Annotated in this window: 12 protein-coding genes, 2 pseudogenes and 1 riboswitch; of the genes and pseudogenes, 7 read left to right on the forward strand and 7 right to left on the reverse strand. The window is 43.6% G+C overall.

All coding sequences use genetic code 11. From position 1 onward, the window contains the following. Positions 1-143: 143 nt before the first annotated feature. Both V5G28_RS11750 and V5G28_RS11755 read right to left on the reverse strand, forming a co-directional pair. On the reverse strand, positions 144-395 hold the full coding sequence (locus V5G28_RS11750) for a hypothetical protein (RefSeq protein WP_336230429.1): 252 nt from the start codon (positions 393-395) through the stop codon (positions 144-146). Between the two features lie 178 nt (positions 396-573). Continuing rightward, positions 574-1,851 (reverse strand): glycosyltransferase, encoded by a 1,278-nt coding sequence (locus tag V5G28_RS11755; RefSeq protein ID WP_332997461.1) that lies wholly within the window; start codon positions 1,849-1,851, stop codon positions 574-576. Positions 1,852-1,867: 16 nt separating this feature from the next. On the opposite strand from V5G28_RS11755, the gene V5G28_RS11760 reads away from it, so the two are divergent. Both V5G28_RS11760 and V5G28_RS11765 read left to right on the forward strand, forming a co-directional pair. Beyond that, positions 1,868-2,044 carry a hypothetical protein gene (locus V5G28_RS11760; protein WP_332997462.1) on the forward strand — a complete coding sequence of 59 codons (177 nt, stop codon included), beginning with the start codon at positions 1,868-1,870 and terminating at the stop codon, positions 2,042-2,044. Then, positions 2,011-2,223, reverse strand: a riboswitch (cyclic di-AMP (ydaO/yuaA leader). Its footprint overlaps the gene before it by 34 nt. A 1,043-nt stretch (positions 2,224-3,266) precedes the next feature. Then, on the forward strand, positions 3,267-3,536 hold the full coding sequence (locus V5G28_RS11765; RefSeq protein WP_096562395.1) for a GlsB/YeaQ/YmgE family stress response membrane protein: 270 nt from the start codon (positions 3,267-3,269) through the stop codon (positions 3,534-3,536). A gap of 593 nt (positions 3,537-4,129) precedes the next feature. Here V5G28_RS11765 and V5G28_RS11770 read toward each other — a convergent pair. Next, positions 4,130-4,714, reverse strand: a complete 585-nt coding sequence (locus V5G28_RS11770) for a DUF5110 domain-containing protein (protein ID WP_332997465.1) — start codon at positions 4,712-4,714, stop codon at positions 4,130-4,132. 29 nt (positions 4,715-4,743) lie between these two features. Then, positions 4,744-5,951, reverse strand: a pseudogene (locus V5G28_RS11775) (RNA-guided endonuclease InsQ/TnpB family protein). Positions 5,952-6,018: 67 nt separating this feature from the next. Here V5G28_RS11775 and V5G28_RS11780 point away from each other — a divergent pair. Further along, positions 6,019-6,174 carry a hypothetical protein gene (locus V5G28_RS11780; RefSeq protein WP_332992043.1) on the forward strand — a complete coding sequence of 52 codons (156 nt, stop codon included), beginning with the start codon at positions 6,019-6,021 and terminating at the stop codon, positions 6,172-6,174. A 58-nt stretch (positions 6,175-6,232) separates the two neighbouring features. Here V5G28_RS11780 and V5G28_RS36665 read toward each other — a convergent pair whose 3' ends face one another. After that, positions 6,233-6,793 (reverse strand): TIM-barrel domain-containing protein, encoded by a 561-nt coding sequence (locus tag V5G28_RS36665; protein ID WP_442994249.1) that lies wholly within the window; start codon positions 6,791-6,793, stop codon positions 6,233-6,235. 104 nt (positions 6,794-6,897) lie between these two features. Next, a pseudogene (locus V5G28_RS11785) lies at positions 6,898-8,187 on the reverse strand (TIM-barrel domain-containing protein); the annotation flags it as partial. A 390-nt stretch (positions 8,188-8,577) separates the two neighbouring features. Here V5G28_RS11785 and V5G28_RS11790 point away from each other — a divergent pair. After that, positions 8,578-9,537, forward strand: a complete 960-nt coding sequence (locus tag V5G28_RS11790) for an amidohydrolase family protein (protein WP_332997467.1) — start codon at positions 8,578-8,580, stop codon at positions 9,535-9,537. A gap of 39 nt (positions 9,538-9,576) precedes the next feature. On the opposite strand, the gene V5G28_RS11795 is transcribed toward V5G28_RS11790, so the two are convergent. After that, positions 9,577-10,338: a M48 family metallopeptidase gene (locus V5G28_RS11795; RefSeq protein WP_041032743.1), complete on the reverse strand. Its 762-nt coding sequence runs from the start codon at positions 10,336-10,338 to the stop codon at positions 9,577-9,579. A 370-nt stretch (positions 10,339-10,708) separates the two neighbouring features. On the opposite strand from V5G28_RS11795, the gene V5G28_RS11800 reads away from it, so the two are divergent. The 3 genes from V5G28_RS11800 (at position 10,709) to V5G28_RS11810 (ending at position 12,840) form a co-directional block, all read left to right on the forward strand. Continuing rightward, the gene (locus tag V5G28_RS11800) at positions 10,709-11,434 is read left to right on the forward strand and encodes a TetR/AcrR family transcriptional regulator (RefSeq protein WP_332997470.1); all 726 of its coding nucleotides are present in this window, start codon (positions 10,709-10,711) and stop codon (positions 11,432-11,434) included. Positions 11,435-11,519: 85 nt separating this feature from the next. Next, positions 11,520-11,726: a hypothetical protein gene (locus V5G28_RS11805; RefSeq protein WP_332997472.1), complete on the forward strand. Its 207-nt coding sequence runs from the start codon at positions 11,520-11,522 to the stop codon at positions 11,724-11,726. Further along, positions 11,704-12,840 carry an HlyD family secretion protein gene (locus tag V5G28_RS11810; protein WP_332997474.1) on the forward strand — a complete coding sequence of 379 codons (1,137 nt, stop codon included), beginning with the start codon at positions 11,704-11,706 and terminating at the stop codon, positions 12,838-12,840. The genes V5G28_RS11805 and V5G28_RS11810 overlap by 23 nt, the downstream gene beginning before the upstream one ends. Positions 12,841-12,893 lie beyond the last annotated feature (53 nt).

The following is a 12,893-nucleotide window of genomic DNA, read 5'->3' on the forward strand; positions in this document are numbered from 1 at the left end:
TAGACTTTCCCCTCTATCTTGACTATGCTGCTAAGACAGCAGCTAGTCATATTGTTTCAACAAATCTTAGATGCTCCTCCTAACTCCTTTAAAAGGGAGGGTTGGAGAATCTGATTTGTTCTCAGCGCTCAATTAAATAAGTCTCAAGCTTGCAGTACCACCCCGCTTTCTGCTGGTTCTGCTACCACCCATTCAGAATACACATCCTCAATAAATCTGCTTTGATTATCAATTAAGTGACTGTTGCTGGCTCGTACTTTTAGGGTCGTTAGATAGACTCCCTGCAGTATTTGATGTCCATAACCGATGACTTGACCTATCTGTCCTGTCATTTGATGCCGTACGTAATCTCCGATATTCAGCATATTCATAACTCCCTGATGTAAGAGATTCATTGGCTTGTTTTTTGCTGTTTGTGCGCGTTTCTGTCACTCGGCATAGCCATTAGACAGAATTACTCTTTTTACTAGTGCTGCATTTTAGTGCTAAGTCCGGAGCATTTTCCAATCAGCACTTGGTATGAGTGCAAGGTTGTTCTTGCCCCTACACACAACACTGTTAAAGCTGTAGAAATTAAGCTGCAACTTGAGCTTTGCTCTCTATTGAGGGCATGGTTTGAGCCAGTAGATGTGTGTAGATCTGAGTCAACCGGGATGCCACACTATGCCAACTGAAAGCGATTTCTACACGTTGGCGACCAGCCTCACCTAATTGATCTCGCCAAGTTGGATTGATCACAATGCGGTCAATAGCATCGGCAAAAGCGGCTTCATCTTTAGGGGGAACAAGTAACCCAGTCACTTCAGGTACGACTGTAAACTGTAACCCCCCAACATCACTAGCCACGACTGGAGTCCGACTTGCCATTGCTTCAATCGCAACTAAACCAAAAGGTTCGTAGTGACTTGGTACAACACACACATCTGCGGCTGCATAGTACAAGGGGAGAACAGAATCATCAAGGCGACCTGGAAAGGTTGTGCAATCTTCCAATCCGAGTTCAGCCACGATCCCGGCGATGCGATCGCGCTCGTTCCCATCGCTGTGACCTGGACGATAGCCACCTCCAATAACGAGTTGTAGGTTATCTGAACAGCGCAAACTCGACTTTGCAATAGCTCGCACGAGTGTCTCAATTCCCTTGCGCCGATCAAAACGACCGACGTAGAGAACCATCTTGGCATCAGGTGCAATTCCTAATTCTTGCCGTGCTGCAGACCTTTGAATTGACCCAAACTTATCGATATCAGTCCCACAAGGAATCACTTCTATTTGCCCTTGGGTGGAAACGAGTCTTCGCATATGTTCCTGTTCTTGAGGACTTGTTGCAACGACTCGATCCACAGTTTCCAGACAGGCTTTTTCAACGGCTAGTCGCTTGCTACCAATTGCTGGGATATCAGAAATAGCACTGTACTTGACTACTCCCAAAGAGTGGTAAGTATGCAACTGAATCAACGGTTGCTGCTTTTTCAGTTCCATACCCACCCAAGAGGACAACCAGTAGTTGGTATGAATCAGAGGGTACTGAAATCCTTGCTCCTGCTGGAATGCTTTGAACTCTGCGATGAATTCAGGCATATGGTCGAATAAGTCATATCGCCCTATAAACGCCGCAGGTCCAGCCTTCAAGCGGATAGTGCGACATAATGGTCTATGTTGCACAATGGCAGCTTGCTCACGGCTACTTCGGCGAGTGAACATATCCACCTGCCAACCTTGCTCAGCAAGGGCAAAACCTACTTGACGCACATAGACATTTTGTCCCCCAGCCTCTTCCTGTCCAATTTCTGCAGCCGGGTCTCCATCAACAGAAATCAGAGCGATGCGATGTTTTTTGGTCGGTAACATAGTTGAACTTCACCATATGGCAATATTCCTGCCTCAGCTACCAAAAGAGAAGGTACTAGAACCCTTTTCTCAAGATCGAGGGCAGGTACAACGAAGCGCACAGATACCAGCCAAGGACACTGACGAGAACAAGGCATTACTCGTAAGAATGCTGCTCGTTCAGTCTCCTCCCAATGCCGACGAAGTTAGCTGACGGGCTAGGACTGAGAGATGTCCTTCTGTGGGAGAGAAAAGAAGAAAAAAAAAGACAGAAGAAAAAACTAGAGTAATTTTGTCTTTTTTCATTCTTTCATTTTTCATTCTTTCCTCTTTTGTGAGATTAGCCCCAAACTTGGTTCCTCCGCTCCAAAATTACCCCGACATAACTAAATGTTTGGGGCAATCCGTGGATTAGGCAGACTGATGTAGATTTGTTAAGAATTTAACCTGTAAGGTGATTTAAGTCAACCTTTTTTACGGGTGACTCCTACTAGCTACAAGCACAAATGCGCTTCAATATGTTCCATTGCAAGTTATGCAAACACTGAACAACATTATTTGGCTATACTCGCCTGCTGAAAAATTAGGGTTATATTGCGTTTCTACCATAAACGTTATCATGATTATACGTTGATTAAAGAAAAAAAGCTACGATTAAACATAAATTTATCTAAACATAGATTTTTTTATCAATTAATATATATAGAAACATCAATTGTAGCAAGGCATCCCTTTTTATCAATTAATATATATAGAAACATCAATTTGTAGCAAGACATCCTTTTTTATCAATTAATATATAGAAACATCAATTGTAGCAAGGCATCCCTTTTTATCAATTAATATATATAGAAACATCAATTTGTAGCAAGGCATCCTTTTTTATCAATTAATATATAGAAACATCAATTTGTAGCAAGGCATTTCGTTGAAATAGTATTTAAATAAGATGGCATGGAATTCAAATAACATGAGATAAGAGAGTAGTTAGATATAAATCTGCTTATATGAAAATTCATTAAGAAACATTTTTTTAGTATTAACGTGAAATCTTTAAAGTTAATTTAGGTTAAATAACTCATTTTTTTACGTGAGATATAGTAAAACTAAATAATCTGTAATTTTCTCTGATTTTTCTTTAGTCTGTGTCCTTTGTAATTTGTTAAAAAAGGACATGACTTTATTTGCCAAAAAAAGAAAAAGATTATGAGAGTCACGAAAGAGGAGCCATGTCGTTTCTTGACTGAGTGCATTGTCTTTTTGTCTTTTGAGGCAGCTATCCTTTATTGTCTAATCTAACTTGAGCAAGAGCGCCCTTCTTTCTCTAGACAGTTATGTTAAGCCGACGGATGCGAGTAAATTAGAAGCAAGATAAAAGTTGTTTTAAGTACTTTAAACGCTTTACATCGTTCAATATCGCTGCGGGGAGTAAAACAATGAGCATTCTAGCTTGGGTCGTGTTGGGTTTACTTGCAGGTGCTATTGCAAAGGCGATCTATCCTGGCTACCAAGGAGGCGGCATTCTTGGCACAATGTTCCTGGGAATTGTTGGTGCTATCCTTGGAGGAACTTTGGTTAACCTTTTAGAAACCGGAAGCTTCACGTTAACTGCAGCAAGTTTTAGTATTCCCGGTTTGTTCGTTGCTGTATTGGGTGCAATGATTGCTATTTTCTTGTACTATAAGCTAGCTCGAAGAGTGTACTAAGCTGTTACGCAAAAAAGCTTGCATTATCTGGGGGATCGGACAGCCCGCCCCAGAATAATTTGAGAAAATTTAAAGCAAGCAAATTAAAGGTGCTTTAGCTTAGCTTTGTTGTTCTAACAGTTGGATAACAGCATCATGATTGGCAGTTTTCACATCTTGCACCTGAAAAATCGAACGTTATTTAAGCAGTAAGTACTAAGCACAAAGTGCTTGATTTTCAATAAAAAGTCCATAATAAAATGTAACTTGCTTTCTACGCTTTTTGGTGAACCGTGGTTTCTAGGGGTAGGTGCAAAATATCAGAATTATAGTCATGATCACCTCTGCATTAGCAGAGGTTTTTTATTTCTGACCAAAAAGGGGTGTAGGGGTTGCAGTCCGGGGTGAAGATTTTCTTTTTGGTGCACCCTACCCCCAGAACAGAAGGGTTCAAGCCCCGACCAAATTAAAAATTTGGTCGTCTAGTATTGGTAGTGGGTTCAAGCCCCGTAACCTTTCACTTCGGAGACACCCCTATCCCCCCATTCCCTTACACCCCTAGTTGTTGACAGATTTTTTTTACAATCGCACTCTTAATTCAGGGGAATTCATCATCAAGGTAGAATGTCAGCAAACTCTCCCTGAATGCGAAGCTTATGAAAGCGATGGCGCAGAGCGCAGCGCCGCAGGCGATCGCACTCGATAATTTGCTCCTGACAAGCAACCTCTGCATCATCCACCCAAGCTTGCTGTAACTTCATACCATGCAGATGCAGTTTCACACCTGCGTATGGGAAAGGATAATTTCCCTGTTCTTCCCAAGTTATTTCTAGATTATTTTCGGATCGCAAGATGCGAAACTTATCGAGTCGCGATTCTCCATACCCATCATTTGCATCAGAGTAGAGAGAGGAAATGCTGCTTCCCTCTACAGGTGGATAAATATGGAGCATGAGTTCGTTACCTTGCTCCATTGGAATCATACTCCCTGCTCTCACCAGCAAGGGAATTCTTTCTAACGGTGCTTCTAAACTCACTTGCTGCTCACCTTCGATAACACCATCATCCCAGAAATTATACCAACGTCCTTTCGGTAAGGTGACTTGTCGAGAACGCCCTCCTTCCTCAACAATTGGACAAACTAGTAACGCATCACCTATTGACACTCCCGTGGTTGAGCAAATTTCGCTGTCGCTCATTTGCTCGGAAAACCAGGGGATTCTACATTCTACGTTGCGGCTTGCTCTACCAGGGTTGCCCCAAGTAGCGTAGTGGTCGCGACTCCTGTAGCGTTACTTCGGGACTGCCCATCCCTAGCTCTTGCAAGATTCAGAATATTTATTGCTGCATTGGTATCTCTTTGTAGTTCGCAACCACAATCACATTTATGGGTACGAGTTGAGAGAGATTTTTTCACAATTGCGCCACAATCCGAACACTTTTGAGAAGTCATTCTAGGATTAACGGCTACAACTGTAGTACTGAACTTAACGGCAAAATATTCTAACCAACGACGAAAAAGAGTCCAAGCCACATCATTGATGGACTTAGCTAAACAATGATTCTTTACCATGCCTTTAACATTCAAATCTAGCCTGCGGCACGCCGCTTCGCGTCTACATAGGCGACTAAAGCGTTAGCCTTGCATACGTTACGCGCTAGTTTCTTAGCGTGTTCATTCCGTTGCCTACTTACTCTTAAATGCTTCCGTGCATATCGTTGCCTTGCTTTGCGTCGTTGGTTTTTACCTTTTTCCTTTTTGTAAATCTGCCGTTGAGCGTGCTTAATTTCCTTTTCTGCCTTACGGAGAAACTTAGGATTTTCTTCATGATGCCCGTTCGAGTCAGAGTAGAAAAACTCAAGTCCGACATCAAGACCTACCTCACCATCAGCAGATCTAGATTCTTTGTGGGTATCAACATCAATAGAAAATTGAACGTAGTACCCATCAGCACGCTTAACAATTCGGACACGCTTAATTGATTTGACTGGGTAAGTGTGAATATCCCATTTACCCAACAACTTAATTTCACCAATACCTTTTTTATCTGTAAAGGTGATACGGCGTTTTGTTGGATGCAAAGCCCAACCGCTTGTCTTGTATTCAACTGAGCGATTATCTTTTTGGAATTTTGGAAAACCCTTTTTACCAGGCTTGTTACACTTACAATTTGCATAGAATCTATCAATTGCGTACCAGGCTCTTTCAGTGGAAGCTTGGCAAGCCATTGAGTTTAATTCTTCCACAAACTTAAACTCTTTTCGCACTGCTGTAGAGTAATTGTTTAAAGCTATACGATTTACTTTCGCATCTTTTGGCGAGTCCATCCAAAAACGAATGGCTTTGTTCCTAATGAATTGAACCGTTCTAATGGCTTCATTAATTGAACGCTCTTGATTCTTGCTCACCACTGCTTTGTACTCTAATACCAGCACTGCGTTATCACCTCCTTGTACTCTATGATATACTCCTTATACTAACTTGTATAGGAGTAGATAACAAGTGGCTAGAGAGAAAAAAATGCAGTTTTATTTATCGCAACTAGAATACAGTAAGTTGCAAGATTATGCTGAAGATAAACAGATATCAATGGCTGAAGTACTACGAGACTATATAAAAACTTTGCCTCAGCCTAAGAAAAATATCACGGCAGGGTAAACCCTGCGTCGTCGTTTTCATCCCCGGCTTAAAAGCGCGGGGTTTTCAACCTACCTTCTTATAAGAAAGCATCCTCTACACCCCAAAGTGCAGGTTCATCAATCGTACCCCAAAACACTGGACGCACAGGAGGATAACCTTTTTGTGTCGCTTCCCAAGATAAGGTGTAGAAGTAGGGAAGCAGTTGGTAGCGCAGTTCTAAGAATTGCCGAATGATACTTAAGTAAGGTTCCCCATAAGTCCAAGGCGTGCGGTGTTCTACGTTGTTAGAAGAGTGAGTGCGGTAGAACGTGAAAAAGGTTGCCATCTGGAACCAGCGTAGGTAAAGTTCACCACCGGGATTACCCTGGAAACCACCGATATCTGGACCGCTGTAGGGAATGCCAGAAAGCCCTAAACCTACCACTGTTGCCATTGTGGTTCGCAACGCAGCCCAGGTACACTCAACATCGCCCGTCCAAGTCCAAGCATAACGCTGAAGTCCTGCCCAACCAGCACGGGAAACAATAAAGGGGCGTCTGTCGGCTGAGTACTGACAAAGACTTTCATACGCCGCCTCAGCTTGCAGCAACCCGTAAACATTATGCCCCTCACGATGGTCACCGCCTCTGCCTTCCATACAATGTTGTGTGACTTTGGGAAGCGAGCGATTGCGCGGAGCGCACTGCCCCTTGGGCAATCGCCTGAAGTAATAAAAGCCGCAGGCTCATTCATATCATGCCAAAAACCCGCCACACCCACATCGAGCAGGTATTGATATTGGCGACTCCACCACCTACGAACTTTTGGGTTAGTAAAATCTGGGAAAACCGACCAACCGGGCCAAACAGGTGCAACAACGAGTTTATCATTGGGAAGTTTGCAAAACCCATCTAGTATTTGACCTTCCAGAAATAAGTTACTGTTGCGACTATACTTAATTCCTGGGTTGAGAATGGCAATAAATTGTACCCCAAGCTCCTTGAGTTCTTGCGTAAAACTTGCCAATTTAGGAAAACGTTCTGGGTCAATAGTGAAAGCGCGGTTTCCAACTTGACAGTCAATATCTAAGTGAATAGCACTCAAAGGCAGGTTGTGAGACTGAAACCCCTTTGCTTCTTCTCGGACTTTTTCTTCTGTACGATATCCCCATTTAGATTGGTGGTAGCCTAGTGCCCAGCGGGGAGGTAGGAAAGCTCGCCCAGTTAACTCAGTGTAGCGTTCCAAGAGTTGCGCGGGCGAACCATAAGTAAAGTAATAACGCAGCGATCCCCCTTGAAAGTCGGCTACAGCAGTTTCAGCAAAGGTAAAATCAGCTTCAAAAGAATTTTCATAGAAAATTAAGTAACTTCCACAAGAGTGTAGACCCAAATACACCGGAATGCAGATATACATTGGGTCTGATCCCGGACTATATTTGCCAGCAGCATCATAGTTCCACATCCGATAAGTTTTAGGTTGTTGCTTCTCGTCTTTAGCTGCACGCAAATTCAGAGAAGAAGCCCGTTCTCCTAATCCATAAATGTGTTCTTCTTGCCGTAGTCGTGCTTGATGAAGCCACCCCTCGCTTTTACGTTGAGGTGGCATTTCTTCCCGTAGGATTTGTCCTGAAGAATCACTGGATTTCAGGCTACCATCTTCTTTAATAACGACTTTTAATTTGTGGCTGAATACAGAGAAACCTTCCTCTGTCTCTTGCAATTTGGTTTCTACTTCCTGCAAATCTTTACGGGCAATAGCATAAGGAATTGGAGGTATCCCAGGTTTCCAATTAACTCTAACTAAATCTTCAGTTATAAAGTAAACTTCCAATTCTGCAAGTTCAAAATAGAAATTAGCACCTCTAGCAGCAGGTTCAGCGCGGATGAGTTTTCCTGGTTTGTCAAAACCTTTCTCAGTTGAAGGCTTGGAAAATTCACGTTCTAGTCTGTCTCGCTTGCGAGTATACAAGATGGCATGGGGCAAGTACTTTAAGTAAAATAATGAACCCCAAAAATACTTTAGTTTTAATTGAATTTGCTTAAATCTATCCATAGAAGTTTTGACTTTTTCTACGTGAAAGTCAAAATTTTTGACTTAGTGAATGAATTCAAAAAGGGACGAATCTAGTTTTATAATTATTGGCAAATTCTTCTCTGATTGCTCATCAATCTTGGGGATGATTTCTTTTCTCTACTTTTTTTATAAGTACGACTTCAAGAAATATAATTATCTAACCAACTACGAAAATATAAAATCTTCTCAACAAGAAGACAAAGTCAATTTATGCTGTAGTTTAAGTTCTCAATTGTTAGAAAATACGGTAATTAAAAATAGTTCTGCTTAACTGTCTCGACCTAGAGGAAGAAGAGACTTTCGACTTGAGCTATTACTTTGAAATGTAATAGAGCATTTGCTGCGTCAATCATAGACGACAAAAAGGTAATGGAACCATACCGCATCGACGTTCACCATCACATCTTACCAAAGGAATACGTTCAGGCGCTTGACAGTATAGGTGCCAGTAATTCTGGTGGCGCATCTTTACCTACTTGGAGCCTAGACGCTGCACTTGCCCTGATGGACAATCAAGGTATTGCCACCGCCATAACCTCTATTTCGTCACCTGGCGTCTACTTCGGTGATATTAATTTTGCCCGTGATTTGGCGCGGCGCTGCAACGAGATTTCTGCCCGCTTGATCAGCGACAACCCGCGACGTTTTGGCGCTTTGGCGCTGTTGCCTTTGCCTGATGTGGACGCGGCGTTGGAAGAAATAAGCTATGCGCTGGACACACTAAAACTTGATGGTGTAATTTTGCTTGCAAGCTACGGCGACCAGTATTTGGGAGATTCGGCGTTTGATGAGGTTTTTGCCGAACTTCACCGTAGAAAGGCAACAGTCTTGCTCCACCCAACAACACCGCCGGGAAGCGATGTACCAAAGCTCAAGCTACCTCCTTTTATAGTCGAGTTTGTCTTTGACACGACACGGGCGGTAGCAAATTTAATTTACAACGGAACGCTAGAGCGTTATCCAGACATCTCAATTATTGTGTCGCATGCTGGCGGTACGGTGCCTTACCTGGCTCAACGATTTGCAATTGCCCCAGAAATCATACCGGAATTGGGAGAACGCGCCCCGCAAGGAGCGATCGCTTATCTCAAGCGGCTTTATTACGATACGGCAATATCAGCAACACCTCACGCTTTGCGTTCCCTGCAAGAATTGGTTGAGCCAACGCAAATTCTGTTTGGCAGCGACTACCCCTATATGCAAGAGCATTTCATTGAGAAAAGCATTCAAGAACTGGCTGCTTATGACGGCTTTAATAACGATGATAGGCAATTGATTGAACGCGACAACGCTCTAAAAGTTTTTCCTCGGTTGCGGACTGAAACTTAGAAACCCGGGTTTATAGACAACCCAGGTTTCTTGCATCCTTTACCGACCAGCGGCAATTTTTCTTTGTAAAACAGAAATCCGCTCTCGCGCTCCTGGGTGGCTACTTAAAAACGACGGTGAAGAAGACTGCTTTACCAATTTGCTTAAAAATGCAGGCATGGCATTAGGGTTATAACCAGCCCTTTGCATATACCGCAGTCCTTTATCATCAGCGTTGTATTCAGCATCCCGGCTATTAGGTAGGTCTACAGCTAGTTTATAAGCTGCGGCAGCCACAGTACTTCTGTCTAAACCAGCCACAGAGGCTGCACCTTGAGCGAGTTGCGCTTGTCTGAGCTTCTTGATGACGTCGTCGTTGCAAATGTGACCTATTTCGTGACCCATAACCGCCGCTAATTGGTCTTCATTATCTACCGCATTAAGCAACCCTGTGTGCACGTAAACGTAGCCGCCTGTCGTTGCGAAGGCATTAATGTTTCGGTCTTGAACTACATAAAATTTAAAAGGAGTTTGAGAACAGTCACTCGCTTGAGCTAACCTTTGACCCACGCGGGTAACATTATCATTGGTGCCGAGTCTATAATTACTGCGTACCTGTTGGTGAATCTGGCTACCCAGTTCGACTTTTTGCTGTGTTGACAAATTAGACAGTTGCAACAGCTGAACGCCATTAAAAAGTAACTCAGCCCAGGGAACTGCACCCACTGGCGTAGGAGTCACTAATCCCACACCTACAGCAGTACCTAAGCCAGCAAGAAAGAAGGCAAGACTTTTACGCAATTTAGAAAAGCGAGATTTCATAGTTAAAAGTAAAAAAATATACAGAAAGAAAGCTTTGATGGTGTTTTTTTTAAAGCAACAACTTTAAATATCGCGGTTTATTAAATCTGTTTGAGTGAGATTTTGCTCAATCTACCTGTCATGTTTAGCTTAGACCAACATTTCGACCAAAAAAGCCACCACAAAGGAAGAATTTGAGTTGCAGACAGCACCGCTCCCAAAATCCTTCTTTAGAACGATGCTATATTTCCACAATTATTGGTCTATCAAACTCTTTTTAGGTAATACTTAGGGTACTTAATATTATTATATGCTAAGGTTTTTTTCATTTGCATATACACCCATAATTAATCATGTTATCTTTTTGATTGACCAATCAATCAAGGATGTTATGCCTCCACGCGACGAACAAGACTTTGAAGGGCGGCGACAGCAGATTATTGACGGTGCATTACAAGTCTTTGCTAGCAAAGGCTTCGAGAAGGCGACCAACAAAGATATTGCAGCAGCAGCGGGGATTGGCTCACCTGGCTTGATATATCACTACTTTAAGGATAAAAGCGACTTGTTTGAGCAAGTGCTTGAGCAACGCCTTCCAGTGCTGCAATTGCTGATCCACAGTGAGGAGGACATCATGAGCAAACCACCGCAGGATGCCCTCACCATTTTTGGTAAAGCCTTTCTCAAAGTATCGGAAAACCCGACATCGATCGCGCTGATGAAGCTGCTGTTGGGTGAAGCGTTTCGGCAGCCTGCAGTTGCCGAGATAATTAACAAAATTGGACCGAGTCGTTCTATTTCTTTCTTAACTCGCTATCTGGCAAAGCAAATGTCACTAGGAGTCATGAAACCTATGAACCCAGCAGCAGCAGCTCGCTGTTTTGTGGGTCCATTTATTGCGTATATCCTCACACGTGAAGTATTCCAACAACCCGATGCTCAACAGATTAGCTCTGATACGATGGTAGCAACTGCTGTCGAGGTTTTCCTGCAAGGCATGGTTTTAATCTCTGATCAGGATTCATACAGACAGTTTGCTACTACCGCAGATGTAATACCACATTCTCTGCCGCAAGGTGTGTTTGACTTAAATGAAAACGGCTACAACCAAGCTTAAAGCCAAATTTTTTTTAGAGCAAAGTTGATTAATCAATCAATCAACTTGAAGTTTCTAGGAGTTCATCACTACCCACGGAGTCGTTATGACACAAACGCAGCCCAACCCTACCCATGACTCTAAACAGGCTCCCAACATTGTTGAGAACGACCTAAAGCAACCCTCCAAGCCCCAGCCGTCACCGCAGAAGCCGCGACGACGCATTCCTAAACCAGTGCTGATTTTGGGGGCGATCGCCCTCCTAGCTGGGGTCGGATACGGAGTTTATCGTGTATTCTTTTTATCAGCCTGAGCCTGATGGTCTGTTTTTAAGTGGACGTATTGAAGGCTATGAAACCGATGTATCTGCCAAAATCGGTGGTCGAATTGCCAACGTAGCCGTCAGGGAAGGAGATATGGTTAAGCCAGGTCAACTGTTAGTGCAAATAGACGATTCCGAATTGCGTGCCCAACTACAAGGAGCTGCTGCCCGCGTACGTGCGGCGCAGGAGAGGTTAGAACGCGCCCGCCAGCAGCTACCAGTACTCCAAGCACAGCTACAACAAGCTAATCTTACCACCCAACAGGCGAATCAAGAAAGTAAAGGTCGAGTCGTGCAGGCAGAGAACGCTTTAGCAGCTGCGCGATCGCAGTTACTAGAGGCTCAGGCAAACTTGAAACTGGCACAGGTAAAACAACGACGCACCAGTTCCTTGTATGCCGAAGGTGCTGTGTCAGCCCAGCGACGGGATGAGGATAATGCTGCATTGGGTGTTGCTCTTGCTCGCGTTGCTGCTGCCCAGCAGCAGGTTCAGTCAGCGCAAGGAACCCTAACCCAAGCCCAAGCCACTCTCAGCAATCCAGCAATTCGCGCCGCTGCGGCATTACAAGTTGAAAAACAAATCGCCCAGGCTCGTACCGATATATCAGTCTCCCAGCAGGAAGTCCGCGATGCCCAAGCGACACAAGCGCAAACTCAAGCAAACTTAAATTACTTAGTTATTAAAAGCCCCTTAGCTGGTAATGTCATCACCCGTTCTGTAGAACCAGGCGAAGTCGTTGCAGCGGGTGCGCCACTGTTAACAATAATCAATCTTGACAATCTTTATCTGCGTGGCTTCATCCCCGAAGGAGAAATCGGCAAAGTCAGAATTGGTCAGTCTAGTTTAGTGTACTTAGATACATTTCCTAAGCAACCGCTACAAGCAACAGTCACGCGCATAGACCCCAAAGCGAGTTACACCCCGGAGAATACTTATTTCAAAAAAGACAGGGTAACACAAGTATTTGGAGTAGAACTTACCCTGAAAAATTCCCAAGGTTTAGCAAAACCGGGAATGCCCGCAGATGGTCGAATCCTTGTACCAGAAACGCAGCAAAAACGTGCTTCTACTCAGTTTTCCCTCCCGTGGAAATCCAAACAATAATTCTCTCCTCTGCGTCCTGTGGGACAGGCATCTTGCCTCTCATATACAACGCA

The sequence above is a fragment of the Scytonema sp. PRP1 genome (assembly GCF_036697665.2).
Lineage (GTDB): Bacteria > Cyanobacteriota > Cyanobacteriia > Cyanobacteriales > Nostocaceae > Kalymmatonema > Kalymmatonema gypsitolerans.

Coding starts and splice junctions, on each gene's coding strand:
- V5G28_RS11770 (WP_332997465.1), bottom strand. CDS start 4,714: ATGAGCGACAGCGAAATTTGCTCAACCACGGGAGTGTCAATAGGTGAT.
- V5G28_RS36665 (WP_442994249.1), bottom strand. CDS start 6,793: ATGGAAGGCAGAGGCGGTGACCATCGTGAGGGGCATAATGTTTACGGG.
- V5G28_RS11805 (WP_332997472.1), top strand. CDS start 11,520: ATGACACAAACGCAGCCCAACCCTACCCATGACTCTAAACAGGCTCCC.
- V5G28_RS11795 (WP_041032743.1), bottom strand. CDS start 10,338: ATGAAATCTCGCTTTTCTAAATTGCGTAAAAGTCTTGCCTTCTTTCTT.
- V5G28_RS11790 (WP_332997467.1), top strand. CDS start 8,578: ATGGAACCATACCGCATCGACGTTCACCATCACATCTTACCAAAGGAA.
- V5G28_RS11760 (WP_332997462.1), top strand. CDS start 1,868: ATGGCAATATTCCTGCCTCAGCTACCAAAAGAGAAGGTACTAGAACCC.
- V5G28_RS11765 (WP_096562395.1), top strand. CDS start 3,267: ATGAGCATTCTAGCTTGGGTCGTGTTGGGTTTACTTGCAGGTGCTATT.
- V5G28_RS11800 (WP_332997470.1), top strand. CDS start 10,709: ATGCCTCCACGCGACGAACAAGACTTTGAAGGGCGGCGACAGCAGATT.
- V5G28_RS11755 (WP_332997461.1), bottom strand. CDS start 1,851: ATGTTACCGACCAAAAAACATCGCATCGCTCTGATTTCTGTTGATGGA.
- V5G28_RS11750 (WP_336230429.1), bottom strand. CDS start 395: ATGAATCTCTTACATCAGGGAGTTATGAATATGCTGAATATCGGAGAT.